Annotated in this window: 14 protein-coding genes; 6 read left to right on the top strand and 8 right to left on the bottom strand. The window is 49.3% G+C overall.

The features are described from left to right. Positions 1 to 406: 406 nt before the first annotated feature. From ACGHZ6_RS03150 to ACGHZ6_RS03135, 4 genes are all read right to left on the bottom strand, one after another. Positions 407 to 2,917: a TonB-dependent receptor gene (locus ACGHZ6_RS03150; RefSeq protein ID WP_390617337.1), complete on the bottom strand. Its 2,511-nt coding sequence runs from the start codon at positions 2,915 to 2,917 to the stop codon at positions 407 to 409. A gap of 148 nt (positions 2,918 to 3,065) precedes the next feature. After that, entirely contained in the window at positions 3,066 to 4,226 is a 1,161-nt protein-coding gene (locus ACGHZ6_RS03145) for an acyl-CoA dehydrogenase family protein (protein WP_390617336.1), read from the bottom strand. 151 nt (positions 4,227 to 4,377) lie between these two features. Continuing rightward, the gene (locus tag ACGHZ6_RS03140; protein WP_390619143.1) at positions 4,378 to 5,571 is read right to left on the bottom strand and encodes an iron-containing alcohol dehydrogenase; all 1,194 of its coding nucleotides are present in this window, start codon (positions 5,569 to 5,571) and stop codon (positions 4,378 to 4,380) included. A gap of 572 nt (positions 5,572 to 6,143) precedes the next feature. After that, positions 6,144 to 6,902 (bottom strand): enoyl-CoA hydratase/isomerase family protein, encoded by a 759-nt coding sequence (locus tag ACGHZ6_RS03135; protein ID WP_390617335.1) that lies wholly within the window; start codon positions 6,900 to 6,902, stop codon positions 6,144 to 6,146. A gap of 245 nt (positions 6,903 to 7,147) precedes the next feature. Here ACGHZ6_RS03135 and ACGHZ6_RS03130 point away from each other — a divergent pair, with 245 nt between their 5' ends. The 6 genes from ACGHZ6_RS03130 (at position 7,148) to ACGHZ6_RS03105 (ending at position 15,017) form a co-directional block, all read left to right on the top strand. Beyond that, positions 7,148 to 8,707, top strand: a complete 1,560-nt coding sequence (locus ACGHZ6_RS03130; RefSeq protein ID WP_390617334.1) for an arylsulfatase — start codon at positions 7,148 to 7,150, stop codon at positions 8,705 to 8,707. A 76-nt stretch (positions 8,708 to 8,783) separates the two neighbouring features. After that, positions 8,784 to 10,484, top strand: coding sequence for an AMP-binding protein (locus ACGHZ6_RS03125; protein WP_390617333.1), 1,701 nt, complete (start codon positions 8,784 to 8,786; stop codon positions 10,482 to 10,484). Between the two features lie 37 nt (positions 10,485 to 10,521). After that, a complete protein-coding gene (locus ACGHZ6_RS03120) occupies positions 10,522 to 11,427 on the top strand; it encodes an oxidoreductase (RefSeq protein ID WP_390617332.1) in 906 nt (301 codons plus the stop codon). A gap of 90 nt (positions 11,428 to 11,517) precedes the next feature. Further along, positions 11,518 to 12,516, top strand: coding sequence for an AraC family transcriptional regulator (locus ACGHZ6_RS03115; RefSeq protein ID WP_390617330.1), 999 nt, complete (start codon positions 11,518 to 11,520; stop codon positions 12,514 to 12,516). 120 nt (positions 12,517 to 12,636) lie between these two features. After that, positions 12,637 to 13,680 (top strand): hemolysin family protein, encoded by a 1,044-nt coding sequence (locus ACGHZ6_RS03110; protein WP_390617329.1) that lies wholly within the window; start codon positions 12,637 to 12,639, stop codon positions 13,678 to 13,680. Between the two features lie 2 nt (positions 13,681 to 13,682). Next, positions 13,683 to 15,017 carry an NAD(P)/FAD-dependent oxidoreductase gene (locus ACGHZ6_RS03105; RefSeq protein ID WP_390617328.1) on the top strand — a complete coding sequence of 445 codons (1,335 nt, stop codon included), beginning with the start codon at positions 13,683 to 13,685 and terminating at the stop codon, positions 15,015 to 15,017. A 15-nt stretch (positions 15,018 to 15,032) separates the two neighbouring features. Here ACGHZ6_RS03105 and ACGHZ6_RS03100 read toward each other — a convergent pair whose 3' ends face one another. From ACGHZ6_RS03100 to ACGHZ6_RS03085, 4 genes are all read right to left on the bottom strand, one after another. Continuing rightward, the gene (locus ACGHZ6_RS03100; RefSeq protein WP_390617327.1) at positions 15,033 to 15,824 is read right to left on the bottom strand and encodes a substrate-binding periplasmic protein; all 792 of its coding nucleotides are present in this window, start codon (positions 15,822 to 15,824) and stop codon (positions 15,033 to 15,035) included. 81 nt (positions 15,825 to 15,905) lie between these two features. Next, positions 15,906 to 16,595: a S8 family serine peptidase gene (locus ACGHZ6_RS03095; protein ID WP_390617326.1), complete on the bottom strand. Its 690-nt coding sequence runs from the start codon at positions 16,593 to 16,595 to the stop codon at positions 15,906 to 15,908. Further along, complete coding sequence (locus ACGHZ6_RS03090) at positions 16,588 to 18,378, bottom strand: ABC transporter ATP-binding protein (RefSeq protein WP_390617325.1); 1,791 nt, start codon at positions 18,376 to 18,378, stop codon at positions 16,588 to 16,590. Before ACGHZ6_RS03090 ends, ACGHZ6_RS03095 begins: the two co-directional genes overlap by 8 nt. Positions 18,379 to 18,522: 144 nt before the next feature. After that, positions 18,523 to 20,880 (bottom strand): TonB-dependent receptor, encoded by a 2,358-nt coding sequence (locus tag ACGHZ6_RS03085; RefSeq protein ID WP_390617324.1) that lies wholly within the window; start codon positions 20,878 to 20,880, stop codon positions 18,523 to 18,525. Positions 20,881 to 20,955 lie beyond the last annotated feature (75 nt).

Here is a 20,955-nt window from a genome sequence, read left to right as displayed (position 1 = left end):
AAACCTACCTTCTGGAATATTAAATTAGTTGAGTAGTTGCACAGAGTGAGTACAACGAAGGGGTCTGACCCAGTGGGTCAGACCCCGGCCTAGTTATTGGCACCCTCCCCCCATGGGTAATCCCACCTTCAGAGAAATAAATAACTATAAGTTCTAGCACATAGTGAGGAGTCAGTCGGGTGGAGCTGCTCGTAGCAATCAGCCCATCGTTTAAGCGGCCGGAAAAAGTCAGGGTAGTCGCGGAGGTTGTCTGAACGTTTTTTGTGAGTTTACGGAGCGCTGACTTTTTCCGGCCGCTTATGGGCGCGAAGAGCAGCTTCACCCGACTGACACCGGATTAAAAACTACAAAACCCCAGATACAAAAAAGGCCCCTAAAAAGGGGCCACAAAAAACGGGTTGTAGGCTTAGAAAGAGAGCATACCCGTCAGAGAGATCGTTCTTGGCGCATTAAAGAAGCCGATATAAGAACCGGTCATTCCCGGAGTATCTGCCGCAAAATTGCGCACTTCTTTATCCGTCAGGTTTTTCGCCACCAGGGCGACTTCCCACTCACCAGTGGCCGGACCAACACCTAAACGCAGGTTGTAAATCGTATTGGCAGATTCCTCGGCGTTAGGATCAAGATCATTGGTCAGGTATTGATTGTCGGTAAAGTTCATATCAACACGCGAACGTAACTCCAGATCATTAACCAATGGCTGAACATGATCCAACGCCAGGCTCGCTGACCATTCGGGTGAGAAGATTAACTCACGACCACCGAGGTCCTGTGAACAGTTTTGCGTTGCGGAATCCTGCTCCACAGTACAAGGCGCTCCCTCAAACTCGTCGTAACGAGCGTTTAGGTAAGCTGCTGAACCGGATAGCGTCAGGCTTTCGTTTAAGCGCCACATACCGTCCACTTCCAGACCTTGAGACGTTGCTGTACCCGCATTACCCACGGTAAAACCGTTCTGGGTAAAGGTACTTACTTGCAAGTCTTCAAACTCCGTATAGAAGTAAGCAAAGTTCAGGCGTGCCGCACCATCCAACAGTGTGGTTTTACCACCGATCTCGTAGGAGGTTGCTTTTTCCTGGTCGAAACCGAAAGGATTACCGCCGTTGTTGGGATCATCCATACCGGATTCGTTGAAGCCGCCACCCTTGTAACCAATCGAGGCACTGGTATACAGCATGACATCTTCACTCAGATTCCAGCTGATGTTAACAGATGGTGTCCACTGCTCTTCACGCAGGTCATCTTTAATGGTATGAGGATCTGCACCGGTAGATAGCGCCAACATGGTTGCATTCAGAATGTAATCCGGATCGGTTACGGCCATGGCACCGCCGGTATCACGATCGCGAATCACAACCTTACGCTCAGATTCTTTTTCTTCCAGGGAGTAACGCAAACCAAATGTTGCATCAACGTCATCGGTTACGTGCCAGGTTAATTGACCGAAGACGGCGTAGGTATCAGACTCCTGATCAAATGTACGAGTTGTGCCAATATCCGGTAAGGTCGCCAAAGTGTGGAGCGTTGGAATTACTGGAGGGAAATTCACAGCGCCAGCAAACAGGCCTTCACCCGCAAGCGCGGCTGACAAGGCAATATCCAGATCCTGGCGGTAACCCGCAATACTGGAAATATTAATATCCTGCTGATCGCTGGTTTCCAATTCATTAGTTTGGAAATAGAAACCGGCAATATAATCAAACTTTTCGCCGATGGGCGAGGTGATACGGAATTCCTGACTGAACTGCTCAAAGTCTTGCTCAGCATTACGAGCCAAATAATCGAGTGGAGAGAAATCCACATCCTGGCGATCAGAAGCATCATAGGCGGAATAACCGGTGATCGACGTCAGGGTATATTCACCCCAATCATGTTCAATGGTTAATACCAGGTTCTCAGTATCAGTCTTGGACTTATCCTGATCCATAGATTGCTTGTATTCGTCGGTACTGAACGCAGGATCACTCAGCGCCATTAAATCAGCATAATCACCGGTCGAGGTTGGCGCCAGGAATCCACCATTGGCATTTGCCGCATCACGTAAAGCTGCCAGACCCGCATTATTCGGGAACAATAATGGCCCCGCCAACGCACCATTCAACGCTGCCAGCGCACCAGGGTTTACCATGACTTCTGGTAAAGCCTGGGTTTGGGTGATGCGGGTCTGATTGCCATCAACGTCAAAGCTTCCCACTTCGGCCTTCAAGGTAACCTGAGTATCGTCATTCAAATCCCAAACCAAGGTACCGCGCACAACCTGCTCTTCGTTTTCAGGGCCGTCATCACCGGTTAAGGTGTTATCAAAGTAACCGCCGGTTTGTGCCTGACTTACCGCCAAACGACCAAACAGGGTATCGGTCAAACCACCGGAAACCACGCCAGAGATTTTATGCTGATCATAGCGCGGCTCAATCTCGGCCTTAACGCTGGCTTCAAACTCATCGGTTGGCTTGGCGGTAGAAATATTGATGGCACCGGCAATGGTATTTTTACCAAACAGAATCCCCTGTGGGCCACGCAGTACTTCTACGCGTTCCAAATCCAAAAACGGCGCACGGAACTGACGGTCACGGCCGCCGTAAACGCCATCAATATACATACCTACGGACTGTTCAAAACCCGCATTGGCACCGGAACCAAAACCACGAATATAAATATTGGTAGACGTGGTACCCTGGTTAATCGTCAGGTTAGGAACATAGCTGGCCATATCGTCCAGCCCGGTCATATTAAGATCAGAAATCATTTCACCACTGACAGCATTTACTGACAGGGGTACATCCTGCAGGCTCTGCGCACGTTTTTGTGCCGTAACAATAATTTCTTCTAACTCGAAAGTTTCAGCGGTAGTCACACTGGCCTGAAAAGACAGGCTCGCGATCGCCACCGCTAGAGGTAGCTGCTTTTTAATATCCATCGCACTCTCCTGGATTTATTGTTATCTCTATTATTTATATCTATTTTTAATGCTCCGCATTAACCCATGCGGGATGGGCCAGTTAGATAGCGCACACAACTTGTGCCGGCAACTGGCAAACCGACGCAATAAGAATTAGCAATAGGAATTACAAGGATCGAGAGATTAGCTCTTTCATAATCTCGTTAGTGCCACCGTAGATTTTCTGCACCCGGCTGTCGGCATAAAAGCGGGCAATAGGATATTCCCACATATAACCGTAACCACCGTGCAACTGCAGGCATTCATCGACGATTTCGCACTGTTTCTGAGTACTCCACCACTTGGCCATGGAGACTTTCTCTGCGGTCAACTCACTGCGCACCTGCTCGGCGATACACTCATTGACAAACGAACGCATAATGGTAGCTTCGGTTTTACATTCCGCCAACTTGAAGCGGGTATTCTGGAACGACATCACCGACTTACCGAAAGCCTCACGTTCCTTTACATAAGCAACAGTTTCTTCGATGGCCATCTCAGCAACGGTGGCAGCAGTACAGGCAATACTTAAACGCTCTTGCGGCAGGTTTTGCATCAGCTGGTAAAAACCCTGGCCTTCTTCATTACCCAGCAAGTTAGCCTGAGGTACACGCACGTTATCGAAAAACAGCTCCGAGGTATCCGCTTCTTTCAAACCAATTTTTTCAAGATTACGACCGCGCTGAAACCCGGACTCTACCTGCGTAGAATCCACAACAATCAGCGATACGCCTTCGGCACCTTTGGAGGAATCGGTTTTACAGACCAGCACAATCAGTTCAGCATGCTGCCCATTACTGATAAAGGTTTTGGCGCCATTGATGATGTAATCATTACCCTCTTTCTTGGCGGTGGTTTTGATTCCCTGCAGATCAGAACCGGCACCAGGCTCGGTCATTGCGACCGCACCAACCAGCTCCCCGGTCGCCATCAGCGGTAACCAGTCACGCTTTTGTTCTTCACGGCCACAGTTCAAAATGTAGTGCGCCACAATCTGACTATGCACGGTGTTACCGCCACCAACAGAAGCAGCCGCACCGCCACGCATCATGGCATCGAGAATAACGGCCTCATGAAAATAGTTACCGCCAGCACCGCCGTACTCTTCAGGAATACTCGCGCACAACAACCCCGCCTGCCCAGCTTGACGCCAGGCGTCACGATCACACAAACCGTTCTTTTCCCACTCTTCACGCTTGGGATCAAACTCGGACTTGGTAAACCCGTAGGCAGCGTCGTGCAGAATACGCAACTCATCGTCCATCCAACTGGCGTTTAAAATACTCATGGAGCCTTACCTCTCTCTTACATCTAAAACTTTCTTTTATTTATGCGCTCCATCATGAGCGAGTGGGCCCAAGCTGCCAGTGACCGAGGAGCGCATATTGACTACCAGCAGTGCTCACCTGGCTAAAACACTTGTTTCATTCCATGGAAACTCACGTTTCCTGCAATTGCCGGATTAACTGTTCACCTTCGCGATAACTCATAAAATAGGGCACCGGATACAACACAGCCTCTTTTAATGCCTCCTTGACCAAACCACGAATATCCTGCGTTTGAATCTGACTAAAAGTCATCGGCATACCAATTTCTTGCTGCAAGTTACGCAGAGCGGCAATAAATTCTTCAGCTTTTACCTGTTCCGAATCACCCGCTGAAGCAACCCCAATCAGATCAGCCAACTCGGCCAGCTTGGCACCAGCCTGCTTAAGACTTAACTGCAATACCTGCGGCATAACCGCCGAAATCGCCACACCATGGGGAATTTTGTATTGGCCACCAATTTGGTGAGCAAAGGCATGCACATTACCCACACCGCCATCATTCAATGACAAACCGGCGTAGTAAGATGCCAACGCCAGGGATTCACGCGCCTGCATATCACTGCCGTTTTCACAGGCCTTGGGCAGGTAATCAAAAATTAATTTAATCGCTGTTCCTGAAAGGCTTTTAACCTGATTATTTGACCAGCGACCGATATAGGTTTCGATCGCATGGGATAATGCATCCATCCCCGTTGACGCAGTAACCGAAGGTGGCATACCCGTTAATAACTCAGCATCAAGCGCTACAGCCTGCGGCACAATCTTTGGATCAGCCATCACGCCTTTTTGATGGGTTTCAGGATCGGAAATAACCGCGGCAATACTGACCTCAGAACCCGTACCCGATGTGGTAGGAATCGCAAAAAGTGGTAAAGCGTCTTGTTTTACTTTCAAAATGCCAATCAGCTTTTCAATACCACCATTGGTGGCTGCTGAAGCCACACCTTTAGCCGTATCGATAGATGAACCGCCACCCATCGCCACAATCGCATCGCAACCATGTTGCTTAACCAGTGCCAAGCCATCATTCACCATAGCTACCGTGGGATCAGGCAAGACACCATCATAGATAACAACCTCACCACCATGACCAGCCATACCTTCAACAACACGATTAGCCAACCCCAGATCAACCAGGATCTTGTCGGTGATTAACAAAACCTTTTTATGCCCCAAGCGGTGAATATGATCACATAACTGCTGGGTACTACCCGCACCAGAAAAAGTAATTTGATTAGGTAAAACCAGAAAACGCTGAATAACAGACAGCACACCGGTTGTTGCTCGGTTGAGCGCAGATTGCATCACTCGCACAGTAGATTCCTCAGAGGCTCTTAAGGGTTAGAACAAAAGTAGCTTCTACTGTAGAGCGATATACGGGGAGAGATAATGCCTGTGGCGATCACAATTACTGTTAATTGTGAACATTGGCTAGGAATAGAGTTTTGGTTTTTAATCCGGAGGCATCCGGTACAGCTGCTCTTCGCGCCCATAAGCGGCCGGAAAAAGTCAGCGCTACGCCTTGTCTTTACAAGAGTCGCAAAAAACGCTCAAACAACCTCCGCGACTACCCTGACTTTTTCCGGCCGCTTAAGCAATGGGCTGATTGCTCCGATCAGCTCCACCGGCCTGCCTCCTCACTATGTGCAACGCCCAAAAGAAATTAATGTTGCAGAAGGTAGGTTTACCCAAGGGGGAGAGCTCCTATGACCAGTCAGGCTGCGCTTAAGACTTGTACTGGGGCGAGGAGCGTTTACGAGGACTGTTTGAGCGTTTTACAGCGAGTTCCGCAAGTGCGACCGCCCCAGTACAAGTCTTGCAGCCGGGAATAGGGGCTCTCCCCCTTGGGTAAACCGGCGTCGCAGCACAAAACTAATTCAGGCAGTTTTCTTTTTAGATTTAGCCGTAAAACGCGCTACTCGTTCCTCCATATCGGCACAAGCACCAGGACTCACCGTATACTCAAGATCCAACCCTTCATGAATCCGCAAGCCATCGCTGTTTTCCAGAATCTGCTTACAAACCCGATGACTCTCCGCCGAGTTTTCCGTCACCAACTCAGCGTAAGCACGAGTTTCCTCTACCAAAGATTCAGCGGTGAACACCCGGTCAGCCAGTCCTATTTCCAAAGCTTCAACCGCTTCAATAGTGCGACTACTGAACATCATATCCTTAGCCTTGGCCAAACCAACGCGACGCGGTAAACGCTGAGTCATACCCCACACCGGAGTCAGTCCCCACTTACTGTGAGTATCAGCTAGCTTGGTACGATCATCGATAAAAATTAAATCTGCTGCCAACGCCAATTCCAAGGCACCGGTAAAACAATAGCCGTGTACCCGGGCTATTACCGGCATGGGTAAACTGGCCAAAGCTTCAAGCGTTGAAGCTTCAAAATCTGCATGCTCCAGCTCTTCCCCACCAGCAATATCATTAAGGTCATGACCCGCAGAGAAGGCTTTACCGGCACCACATAAAATCACACAGCCAATATCGTCTCCCGCTTCTTTAATCGACTCAATGGCCTGGCGTAATTCAGCAAACACATCGTGGTTTAAGGCATTTAATACCTCAGGTCGATTTAAGGTCAGTGTACAAATACGACCTTCACGCTCAAACGTAATAAGAGCTCCCATAGACAATACTCCAGCTAACCTGCAATACAGGCATTAATAATTCTTTACACTTGAGCAATAGTAGTCAGCGGCACTCTCAATCACCATGACTTCAGGGCGCAGAATCTATAGCCCTTCTTCACATGTCTTACAGGGTTAGAAAACCTGCTCACTGGCGCCAGTGTAACCGTGAGGCACGCACAGTACATTGATAGCCAGAGTGAGAAAACGATAGCTGTAATGATGTATTGAGAGAGGGGTAAATAATGAGAAGATACCTGCATAGTCTGCGAACCAAGCTACTGGTATTGGCCAGCGTGCTAATCTGCAGCCAAATGGCACTGGCAGCTAAAACCGACAAACCGAATATTCTGGTTATCTGGGGAGATGATATTGGTATGTACAATATCAGCGCCTATCACCGCGGCATGCTGGGTAACCGTACCCCCAATATTGATCGCATCGCTCAGGAAGGTGCTCTGTACACCGATTACTATGCCGAGCAAAGCTGCACCGCCGGCCGCTCTTCTTTTATTACCGGCCAACACCCATTTCGCACCGGCTTGTTAAAAGTGGGTATGCCCGGTTCTGACAAAGGCTTGAGCCCTGAAGACCCCACCATTGCCGAGTTGCTAAAACCTTTAGGTTATGCCACCGGTCAGTTCGGTAAAAACCATCTGGGTGACAAGGACGAGTTTCTGCCCAGTAATCATGGCTTTGACGAATTCTTTGGCAACCTTTATCACCTTAACGCCGAGGAAGAGCCAGAAACGTATTTTTACCCGAAAGATCCCGCCTTCCATAAGCGCTATGGGCCTCGTGGTGTAATTCGCTCCTACGCCGATGGTCGCATTGAAGATACCGGCCCGCTAACCCGCAAGCGTATGGAGACCGCCGACCAGGAATTTGCCGATGCCGCCATGAACTTTATGGAAAAGTCACACAAGGCCGACAAACCTTTCTTTTTATGGTTTAACTCGACACGTATGCACGTATGGACGCGCCTGGCGAAAAAATGGCGTGGCAGCTCCGGTTACGGTTTGTATGCCGACGGTATGATGGAGCACGATTTTCATGTGGGCCAGCTGCTGGATAAATTGAAAGAGCTGGGCATTGATGAAAACACCATCGTGGTTTACTCCACCGACAACGGCTCACAAACCAACACCTACCCCGACGGCGGCATGGAACCCTTTAAAGGTGAAAAAGGTACCACCTGGGAAGGCGGTTTCCGCGCGCCCGCTATGGTTCGTTGGCCCGGCGTTGTTAAACCCGGCACTGTCATCAATGATGTAACTCACCATATGGATTGGCTACCCACCTTTATGACGGCGGCCGGCGTTCCCAATATTGCAGGTAAACTAAAGCAAGGTTACCAAGCGGGCGATAAGCACTTCAAAGTACATCTTGATGGTTACGATCAAACTGACCGCTTAACCGGCAAAGGTCCGCACAAACGTCAGGAAGTGTTTTTCTTTGACGACAACGCCAGTCTTAATGCGATTCGTTGGCGTGACTGGAAAATCCACTTTTCCATTATGCCCAACGGTTGGGGCGGACAAGTTGAACGTCTGAATTTCCCCATCGCCATGAATTTGCGTACCGACCCATTTGAGACCTCCATGGATTCGCAAATGTACACACGCTTTATGGCTGACAATCTGTGGCTGTTTGTGCCGACACAGGAGCTGGTGGGCAAGTGGTTAATGACGTTTAGACAATTCCCGCCACGACAACCCTCAGCCAGCTTTACCATCGACAAAATTTTGCAGCAAATGCAGATGGCCAGCCAGCAGGCTGCGCGGGCAAAGGCGATGGGTAGATAAAAATTAGGGGGGCTCTTTATGGCATCCCGTAACTACATAATCTATAAACTACAAGATAACCAATAACGAGACAGCGATGAGCACACAACAGAGTCAATCACAGATATCAGAACGATTTCCCACACCGCTGGAAAAGTTCTACGAGAATGAAAAACGCCTGGCCTCGGTTCCCTGCTTTGTTCAGCCCTACCCGAATGGCCGCGTTGAAACCTTAACCTGGGCAGAACAATGTCAACAGGTTAGGTCCATGGCCGCCTACCTGAAATCCCTAAACCTGGAACCGGGTAGTCGCATCGCTATTATGTCCAGCAACTGCGCCCACTGGATTATGGCGGACTTTGCCATCTGGATGGCTGGCCATATCTCCGTCCCCCTCTACCCTATATTGTCACCAAACAGTATCCGTCAAATATTGGAGCACAGTGATAGCAAAGTGCTGTTTGTTGGCAAGCTGGATAACTGGGAACATATGTCGACCGGTGTACCAGAATCTGTTAAACAAATTAGCCTGCCCATTACTGCCGCCAAGGTTGATGATAAGTGGAATGATATTATTCTTCGCACCGAACCTATGCAGGAAAGTCCGATCCGTAAACGTGAAGACTTGGCTACGATTATTTACACCTCCGGCACTACCGGTATGCCCAAAGGGGTTATGCATTCCTTTGCCACCCTGGCAACCGTCGGTGTACTGACCGGCCAGCTTTACGATGCCAACGCCAAAGATCGCATGCTGTCATATTTGCCGCTGGCTCATGTGGCCGAGCGCGCCGCGGTAGAGATTAATCAGATTTACCAGGAATTTACCGTTTACTTCTCTAACTCACTGGAAACCTTTGCCGATGATCTTCGCCGCGCAGAACCGACGCTGTTTTTTGCCGTACCGCGTATCTGGGTTAAATTACAGCAACGCGTGTTTGAACAGGTTCCCGAGAAGAAACTCAACCACTTATTGAAAATACCTGTGGTAGGTGGCTATATTCGTCGCAAGCTCACCAAAGCCCTGGGCATGAATAAAGTGCGTATTGGCCTGAGTGGTGCAGCACCATTATCCACCTCATTGCTTAGCTGGTATCACTCCATTGGCGTCCCCATTCTGGAAGGTTATGCCATGAGTGAAAACTTTGCCTATTCCCACACCACGCAACTGGGAGAATCTAAAATTGGCTATGTGGGTACAACTAACCCCCATGTAACCTGCAAGATTGCCAGTAACGGTGAAATTCGTATCAAGTCACCCACCAATATGATGGGTTACTACCTGGAGCCAGAGTTAACCGCCGAAGCCTTTGATGAAGAAGGATATTTAAAAACCGGCGACAAAGGTGACATCGATGCCCAGGGACGCCTGAAAATCACAGGCCGTATCAAAGAAATTTTCAAAACCAGTAAAGGTAAATACGTAGCCCCGGCTCCCATTGAAGATTTACTGTTGCGCAATACCTATCTGGAGCAAATCTGTGTGACTGGTGCTGACCTACCACAACCCATTGCGCTGGCAACACTGTCTGAGCAGGCGGTTAAGGCTGCCAGCAATGATCCTTCTTTTCGAGAGGAGCTGAGCCAGGCACTTGAAAATCTGATTCAGGATACCAACAACCAATTGGATCAACATGAAAATATCAGCTCACTGGTTCTGTTTAAGGATTTGTGGACAGTAGAAAATAACTTTATGACCCCGACATTAAAAATCAAACGCCCGCAGATTGAGTCCGCCTACAAAGAACAGTTTGAAAACTGGTCCACCACCGGCGACCGCGTGCTGTGGGCCGATTAATGGAACGTCTCTGACCATTAGATTCACCGAGGTTTTTATGTCTGGATTTACCCATCATGACGTTCCCGATCAAACCGGCAAGGTTTTCTTTATCACAGGCGCCAACACCGGGATTGGATTTGAAGCAGCAAAAGTACTTGCGGGCCGCAATGCCCGCGTACTGATTGGCTGTCGCAATCCGCAAAAAGCGCAAGCCGCCATTGCCAGTATCCGAGAGTCCAATCCCAACGCCGACCTTGATATTGTGCCGCTAGATTTATCCGATCTGGAATCGGTTAAGCAGGCAGCCGCTATCGTCAATCAGGAAACACGACTCGATGTCCTGATTAACAATGCTGGCATTATGGTACCGCCTCTGGAATATACCGCCCAGGGGATTGAGAGTCAGTTGGGTGTTAACCATATAGGCCCGTTTACACTTACCTGTTTATTATTGGATAAATTGGAGGCCACACCGGGCTCGCGCATTGTTAACACTACCAGCCTGGCGGCACGTTATGGCCGTATCCATTTCGATGATATTAATGCTGAACAGGGTTATGACACCAATGCACGCTACAGCCAAAGCAAACTGGCAAATTTGCTCTTTTCCTTTGAGCTACAACGGCGCTTACAAAATAAGGGCTCGAAGGTGATATCCATTGCCTGCCACCCGGGCATTGCCGATACCAAACTATCCCGCCATATGTCAGGACTGTTTCGCTTTTTTACACCATTGGTGAGACTGCTCTGCAATACACCTCTGCAAGGTGCCTGGCCAACCCTACAGGCCGCTACAGCCCCCGAACTTACAGGAGGCGAACTGTGCGGCCCCGGCAAGCGCAAACAAACCGCAGGACCGGCAAAAACTTATCAGCTCAATTCCATCGCCAACGACAAACCAACGGCATTAGCGCTGTGGAATAAATCCATTGAGCTATCGGGAGTCAATGCCAATCTCTAGTAGCCACTAGCAGGCCGAGAATTGACAGACACCCCTCGCGTACTGTCTACTTGAAGTCTTCTGCAACTGGCTTGTTCTGGCGTTACGAGTATGGAAATCAATACGGTCCCGGTCATCTATGTTAAAGCCATGCTTGACTCGGCACTACGTAATGGCTGTGACTTGGCAACGCTATTGGAAAAAGCCAACATTGCCCCCGAGATTTTAGCCGCCGATAAATCCCGTGTTCCCGCAGAAAGCTACTCCCAACTCTCGCGGGAAATTATTGACACCCTGCAGGATGAAACCCATGGCTTTTTAGGTTCGCCCATGCGACCCGGCACCTTTGCCATGATGGGTTATGCGTGTATTCACTGCCCAACCCTGGGACAGTTTCTACAACGGGGTTTGGACTTCTATCACATTGTCACCGATAGCTTGCAACTAAAACTAACGGTGGAGGATGAAATAGCACACTATGCGCTTAGCCACCAAGGCGGCGCATCCGATCCCAACAATGTGATGCCGATTTCCATGCTGGCGATTATTCATCGCCTGTCGAGCTGGATCATCGGTCAAAACCTGAAGTTGCACTCTGTCAGCTTTACCCATGCCCGGCCCGCTCACGCCAACGAGTACAATCTACTGTTTAAAGCACCGATTCAGTTTGACCAGCCGGAAAACTGTCTGCAATTTAGTACCAGCTATTTGGAAATGCCAAATACGCAGACAGAACAAACCCTGGAAGAGTTTTTATCGATCCCATCGCTGAATCTGATGATGATTCCTGATTATCAGAACAGCCTGGTTGAAAAGATCCGGCTGATGATCAAAAAAGATGTGGAAACCCACTTCCCGGATCTTGAATGGGTGGCCGAACAGCTGGAACTCTCTTCAGCGACCCTACGCCGCCGCTTACGCACGGAAGGCACCTCCTACCAGGCCATTAAGGATGATATTCGCCGCGATACCGCCATCTATTACTTAAGCCGTGGCGCTTTCAGTATTGAGCAGGTAGCCGAGAAAGTCGGCTTTACCGAGGCGACCTCCTTTTACCGGGCCTTTAAGCGTTGGACCGGGGTTACCCCACGGGACTATATTAAGAAGTAAGATTAAGAAGTAAGATCAAGAAATAAGCTCAAGAAATAGCCACCCCTTTACACCCCCCGGCAAACAGCCGATACTCACTCCTCAAGCAACCCTAATCATTGCAGAGGTATTACAACCCCCATGGTGCTGCTTACCATTTACCTGGTTTTGGCCATTGGCGTATCGTTTATATGCTCCATTGCCGAAGCCGTAATTCTCAGTGTTACCACCGCTTATGTCAGCGTTCAGGAAGAGCAAGGCCATCCCTCAGCCAAGATTCTTAAAACCCTGAAGGATAATATCAATCATCCGCTGGCGGCGATTCTGACGCTCAATACCATTGCCCATACCGTAGGTGCGGCAGGCGTTGGCGCCCAGGCCACCAAGGTATTTGGCGATCATGTGCTGGGGATTACCTCAGCAATTCTGACGTTTTTGATCCTGGTGTTCTCCGAAATTATCCCCAAGACCCTGGGCGCACACTACTGGCGCCAGCTTGCCCCCATGACGGCTTACTGCCTGAAGGGTCTGATCTGGATTCTGTACCCGTTTGTCAAAATGTCCCAGCTGCTAACCAAGGGGCTATCAGACGAACCGTCACTGACCGGTTTTGACCGCGATGAATTTGCGGCTATGGCATCTCTGGGTGAAGAGGAAGGCCAACTGACCGAGAAAGAATCCAATATCCTCAAGAACCTGTTTTATCTCAGCAAGGCGACTGTCAACGATATTATGACACCGCGTACCGTGGTCTTTTCTTTACCCGAAAGCACCACCGTGGGTGAATTTGTCGAGCAGAATAAACAGTCGCCGTTTTCGCGGATTCCTGTGTATAAAAAGAATGCCGACCACATTAACGGCTTTGTATTGCGCAGTGATTTATTACTGGCTCAGGCCCAGGGCCGCCAGGATGAAACCCTGCACGATTTTTGCCGCGACCTGCCCGCCATTATTGAAAACACCGATATTTTCCACGCTTTTGAAGAGTTCACCAGCGCCGACAGCCATATGATGATGGTGGTTAACGAGTACGGCGATATCGAAGGTCTGATTACCCTGGAAGACATTTTTGAAACCCTGATTGGCATGGAGATTGTCGATGAAAGCGATCGCATCGCCGACATGCAAAAGCTGGCCAAGGAACGCTGGAAAAAGAAAGCCCGCGATATGGGCGTCAAGTCGTAACTGTGAAGAAACAACGCATCATCGTTGCCGGTGCCGGCCCAGCAGGAACGGTAACAGCGCTGAAGCTATCTCAATTAGGTTATAGTGTTACAGTCATTGCGTTACCCCGCCCCTTTTCTGCCTGTGAAGGTATCTCCGAGCGGGTCTTGCAGGGATTACAAAATGCAGGCCTGCATAAGGCCCTTGCAACCATCGCTGCACCATCCAGGCGTAATGCCAACTGGAACGGCAGCAACTCCGAAGCCAATACCGAGAGACTCATTCGCCGTGACCTGTTTGATCAGGCATTACTCCAGTCCCTGCAAGAAACAGGCATCGATGTTATCAACGGTAGAGTCAATAAGGTTGAAGTTAACGTAGAGAGATGTGTTGTTTCCGGTAAGGATACCCACAATCTGCCAATTCAACTTGAAGGTGATTTTTTTGTTGAAGCCCGCGGCCGGAGTACTCCTTCAGGTAAACAACCCCGGATGCGCGGCCCCGAAACAGTTTCCCTGTTGCAACACTGGCAAGGTGATCCTGTAACCGCGCAGTCGATGGCCACCAGTTTTACCGATGGCTGGGCCTGGATGGCACAGTTTAGTGATGGCAGCCGCTACACCCAAATCACCGTGGCAGCCGATGCCAAAGACTTTCCGTCCAAGTCCGGCTTGCAAGAGTACTTTCTCAAGCGCCTTAAACAACTTCCAGAGGCACTGCCTTTCTATCAAGGTGCAACACCTCGAGGCGAGTTGGTAGCACGAAGCTCCACCGCCATCCTGACCCACAACCCAATTGACGACGCATCAATACGTATCGGTGATGCAGCGCTTGCGGTCGACCCATTATCTGGCAATGGTATTTTTCAGGCGTTATCCACAGCCCTGGTTGCGCCTGCTGTGATAAATACCATCCTCCAAAAACCACATAGTAAAGCCATAGCTCAGCAGTTTTACCGCGAACGTGTGACTCACGCCTTTATGCGCTTTGCCCGCATGGGTAGAGATTTCTATAAAATGGAAACTCGCTGGCCTGAGCAGGCATTCTGGCAACAACGACAAACCTGGCCTGACCAACAGCCTATGCATGAGCCCGTTGTACCTCAACAGGTATCAGTGGTGGAGCGGCCTGTGGTAAAAGAGGATTTGATCGAACTGGAGGACGTCGTTATTACCCCCGACCAACCACTGGGGATTTGGCATCTTGCTGGCATTGCCCTGGCCCCGATTGTGAAGGACCTGCAAACTCAGCCACTTGTAGATAATGAAACCCTTGCCTCACGCTTGCGAGCAAAAGGGTTTGACGGACCAAGACTGCAAGCACTAACCTCGTGGCTATCAGATCAGGGCATTGCCTAACATTACCCGTATATCCTATTGATAACGCTTTAAAATCGCCTTCATCTCTCCTGAACGCCACATAGCATCTATTCTCTTATCAAAATGCCGCATCATGGAGCTGACCTCGTCGGTAAGATCCGGAGATGGGCTAAACGCCATATACAAGCTGGTTTCACTGAAACACCCTGCGGACACAACACGCCCAGCAAGGCCCTCTTTTTTAATTTCTAATTGTGTTGAATGATAGGTAAAGATAAAGGTATCCAACCGACCCGACGTCAGCATTCTTAAACTGCGTTTGATATAACTGCCGTCATAGTATGAACTGATTTGAAATTGGTGACGGTTATCATTCTTGTACTGATCAATTTCACGAATAAACACATCATTGACCATACCAATTTTTAACCCTTCCAAAGAGTGAGTCCCCGTAAATTGCCAATGATCTTCAGCCCTGCGAAAAAAACACATTTTCTGAACCCCGACTTCACGCTCGGGGAATAACAGGTTTGGCGCCTCATCTTTTGTCGGCGCTAATAAAGCATGCAACTCACCAGAGCGAACCTGCATGATACCGCGGGTCCAGGGGTATTCATAAAACGCCAATTGATAGGGGCCTTCGGCAAAGACGGTGTTAACAATCTCAATAATATAACCAGGCTGATTCTTATTACGGCAAATCTGTGGGCACCAGTCGATAATTGCGACTTTAAGAACATGTTTTTGCCTAGAAGGATCGACGGCAGCAGCGGCCAAACACAAGCTACCTGCAATAATCAGGATGAGAAGTCTTGTAAACCCTATAACGGCCGAGCCATAAGCCATGAGTTCCACCCTTCGCTTATCCCCTATACGATAGCTGCACCTATATGATAACTAGCCCTCCACCATACAAGACATTCAGTATTAACCGACGCGTTTTTCCACGCCCCAATAATCTGCTTTTTGCGCTAGACAGTGAAGGACATCTTTTAGTTTAGCACTACCTCCTTTGCCTAGATGCTGCGCTATATGGCCCGTTAAATAGGCAGTTCCCACACTTGCCCCCACAACCCCCTCTACCGGTGACCTAACACAGGCCCCAAAGTCTGCCTGAGCGGAATCCAGAAAAGAGATCTCATCGACGCTACAGCGTGCGTCACCGGTAGCTCGAATGATACCGGGATAAGCCGAAGGGTAAACAGCAGCCCCTTGGGCGGGTGATGCGGCAACCAACACGACTCCCCGAGCGATGGCGCGCTCACAGGCAAGACGCACCACCGGTCGATCCTGCCTCAAGCCCAGACTCAAGTTAATCACTTGAGTGCCCTGCTCAACCAACCAATCCAGAGCGGCTGCGACCTGCTCTGGCGTTGTCGCCCACTTGTCACGAAAAACCTGGGCAACCAAAAAACGTGATTCCGGTGCAATGGACTGAATAACGTTCAACATCGCCGAGCCATGACCCAATTGATCAGCTCGAGGCTCAGTTGATAACACCCTGTCCTGGCACCATTGAAAAGCTCGCGCATTATCTACATAAACGCCCAACTCTGATACAAAACCGGAATCTACCACACCCACTCGTGTTACCTGCGATGACAAAGGGTTAATCATACGAACCCCCACCATCCACACTCGTCATCACAATACGCCCCTGTTCAATCGTTAATAGCCAATCGGCATTATCCAGCGGTGTTTCACGATGACTCACAACTAATCGTGTGCAATCTGCAAACTGTCTGTCGATCACATCCATAACCTGCCGCTCAGCAGCGAGATCTACCGCCGACGTGGCCTCGTCCAAAATCAGCACTGTAGGCTTTTGCAGTAATGCACGCGCCAATGCAATACGCTGGCGCTGCCCACCGGAAAGATTCATGCCTCGCTCACCGATAGGTGTATCAATGCCATCAGGTAATGTTGCGACCAATTCTGTTAACTGTGCCTGCTCAACAGCGGCCATCAGCGCCTCATCACTGGCCGCAGGATTGGCGTAACGAATATTCTCTGCCAAGGTACCGCGCAACAAGACGATATCCTGCGCAACAACAGCCAACTGGCGACGCCAATCGGCCAGAACACAATCGCGAAGATCATAGCCGTCAATCGTGATCCGCCCCTGCTGGGGATCATAGTGACGTAACAAAAGATCCACCAGCGTTGTTTTGCCTGTCCCCGAGGGACCATGGATACCTACTTTACTGCCCGCAGGAATTTGAACATTGGCGCCACGCAATATGGTTTGCTGCGAGCCTGGATAAGTAAACACCACATCCTCAAAAGCCAACTGACCCTGCCAATGCTTACAAGTCACTTCCCGTTGCGTATTGCGATTAATATCTGCCGTAGCCTGGGTTAACGCTTGCACACGAGACAAGCTGACACGCATACGCGAAACTGATAAATACAATCCCAACAGCGTTTGCACCGGCCCTACCGCCATGCCTAAATACGTGGAGAATGCTATCAAGGCACCTAGCGCCATCTGCCCCTCAATAACCCAATAGCCACCAACAAGAAATACCAAAGCCCGAGAAGCCGATGTCAAGGTACTGGGTACAGCCTGAGTCGCAAACTCCGTCATCTGCAGCTGTAACAGATTACGTAAATAGCCGCGATTTAATGAAGATAGACGCCGGGCTTCCTCTTCCTCTCGGGCTACGGTTTGAATAAATTTAAGACTACCCAGCGTTTCGACTAAAAATGAAGACAGATCCGCCGATCGCTCACGCATCTTACGAACGAGTTTTTCAACCCTTGGCCGCATCATGCGTAAGTAGAGCCATTCCACAGGTAATAATATCAAGGCAATAAGCGCTAAACGCCAGTTCAGCCAGAACAGTAATCCCACCGAACCGATTAACCCGATCACACCACTAAACGCAGCAAATATGCCATCAAGCGCAAAGCGTTGTATTTCAGCCACATCGCCATCAACGCGAGACAACACATCGCCAAGGCGCTGGCGTGCATAAAAAGCCGGGGATAAGGTTTGCAAATGTCGGTATACCGACTCCCGTAACCTAAACAATATCTTGGCAGAAATCAGGGTATGCCAGTAACGGGTTAAACCGGATATTAGTGTAGATATAAACCCCACACCCAATAACATCATGGCAATGTGTGTGAGCGCAGAAAAGTCTTTTGCCAGTAGACCACTGTCGATAAGCTCCTTGGTTAACCAGGGCTGTACCAACACAAGAGATGAAGCAAACACGGAAACCAGAGCCAAGCCAAGCACACTGGCACGATGGGGCATTACAAAAGCAAAAATCCAGCCCAATTCTTTTTTAAGCTTATGGTTTTCGGCGTTGAGACCTTCAGCCTCTAGCGTATGATTTTCAACATCGACCGACATCGCTGAGGATGAAGGCACAGTACCGACTGATAATGACATAACGACTTCCGGCGGTTTACGTTGTTTGACACACCTGAATCAGGTGGCCTTACTGAAATTTCCCCCAAGTCATACAGAAAAAATGCCCCGCGTAATGCGGGGCCAATTGGGTTTGCGAATAAAGAGTGAGAACCCGAATGCTGTTTAATACCAGTTATAACTCAAACTTGCCCCCCACCAACGTGGCGCGCCGTAGTAGTTTTCAGCCATACCAAAACCACCATCAGCCGGGTGAGCTGCCAAGTCGAACACCATGGTGCGGTATTCCTTATCCGTCACGTTGTTAACAAAGGCTGCAACTGTCCAACTTTCATCTTCACTGGTATAGGAAATTCGCGCGTTACTGATGGTATAGGCGTCTTCCTTACCCACCGGTGAATTCTTCAGCTGGAAGTAGTGATCATCCATGTAAGTAAAATCAGCCTGTACCGCTAACATGCCGGAGAATACAGGCCACTCATAACGAACCAGGCCATTAATGTTCCACTCGGGCGTCAACACAGCCGTGCGGTCAACCAACTCACCACTGGGCAGCTGATACGCATCTTCAACGGTGTTATCGATATAACCTACACCTAACAATACATCCAGTCCCTGCATCGGTGAGGCTTGCAGTTCCAGCTCACCACCCTGCACCTTGGCATCGGTGTTAAATACATACTGCGTTAATCCCTCAAGACGGAATGCCTGGTAATCGTTGTAGTCGTAGTAGTACATGGCACCGTTAAGCTGTACCAAGCCTTCAAACAACACGGACTTGAAACCGACCTCATAAGCATTCAGCACTTCTTCATCGAATTTCATATCCTGCGGATCGCCATTGGCGGATATGCCATCGATCAGATCGGTAGAATCCAGCGGCGCATTAAAACCGCCCGCCTTGATGCCACGGTTGTAACTGGCGTATAGCAAGATGTCATCATTAACATGCCAATCCAGTTGCAACTTGGCGGTAATCAGATCCTCATCGATTTCACCGGGGTCACTGCCCGCCGGTAAATCTACGCCAGCACTGGAAGCGCCATCCTTACCGTAACTAAAATAGGTACCACCCAGGCCCAAGACATCTGGATCGGTAATAGTCAGATCATTGGGGGAAACAAAAGACACCAGGGACGAATTGTACTCCGTGGTTTTCTGTTCTCGTGACCAGCGCAAGCCAGCAATAAAGGCCACATCTTCGGTCAAATCAAATTCAACCTGGCCAAATACCGCGTAGGATTCTGTCTCGGTTTCAAACGGGCTGCTTAAGCCAACACCCGTACCTGCCAGCGACGTTGCCAATGCGGCGGAGAAAAAGTTTTCCGCTGGACCACCATTAGAAAAATCACCATCAATCTTCAGGTAATAACCGCCAGTCACCCAACGCATAGACTCGGTTTCTCCGCTTAAGCGAACCTCCTGGGAGAATTGATCCAAATCACTGGTGAGGAAAAAGTTAAAGAAGTCATTGGGGCTGGCATCGGAGTCTTCAATATAGTCTTTTTCCAAATGCCAGAAATCGGTAATCACAGCCAGATCAAAACTTTCAAAGCCCCAACTCAGATTACTGGTCAGTCCCCAGGTTTCAATCTTGTTATGGCCGATGAAGTTGTATGAACCTTCGTGCACTCCATCGTTAGGCTCCTGATAAGAGGTCGCCGATGAACCCGGCTCACCGGTTAAATCGGGGCCATTGTAGTGCTCACCCAGTCCAGTAGCAGGATTAATACGCGCGGAGCTATGCTCAAAGAAACCGGAATCGATATCTTGCTCAGAAGCACGGGCACTGATTAACCACTCCGCTTCATCATTGAGATTAAACAGCAGCTGACCACGCACCGCCCAATCATCACCATTGTTAAGATCCTTACCGATGTTATTTTTGATATAAGGATCATGCTTATTTTTCACAAATGAAAAACGCCCGGCTATATCTTCAGTGATAGGACCACTGATAGCACCTTCAACTTTTCTTTGATTGTATTCACCAATGGTTAAATCGGTATAGGCCTCAAATTCCTGGGTTGGCTTTTTGGTGATGTAGTGCACCAGACCACCGGTTGCATTACGTCCAAACAACGTTCCCTGTGGACCACGTAAAACTTCGGTACGCTCTATATCAAACAGCTGGAAACCGGCGCCTGAAGCAGCACTGACATAAGCTTCATCAACATAGATGGCGACAGGGGATTCCTGGTGATCACCCGAGAAATCGTTTTGACCGACACCACGTACACTAACGAAAAAGGACGAAGGACCATTGGGCTGGATGGTGGTGACGCCAGGTGACATAGCAGTGACCTGCTGTGCATTGGAATAACCTAACTCCTTAAGCTGGTCACCGGAGAATGCGGTGACGGCAATACCGATATCCTGGGCACTCTGTTCACGTTTTTGTGCGGTTACCACGACTTCTTCAAGATCAAATACTGCAGCAGACGTTCCAACACTCACCGAGGCGGTGCTCATCGCAATAGCGCTCGCCAGTAGCGTTGGCTGTAAGCTCATCAGTTTTTTCATCTTACTCTCCTCATTGTTGCTTTGATAAATATTTATTATTTTTCGCAAACACTGTAATCATTATTTTCTAGATAG

It is taken from the genome of Maricurvus nonylphenolicus, assembly GCF_042854845.1.
Lineage (GTDB): Bacteria > Pseudomonadota > Gammaproteobacteria > Pseudomonadales > Cellvibrionaceae > Maricurvus > Maricurvus nonylphenolicus.
The sequence above is the reverse complement of the archived record's forward strand: the minus strand, read 5'-3'. Positions and strand labels throughout refer to the sequence as shown.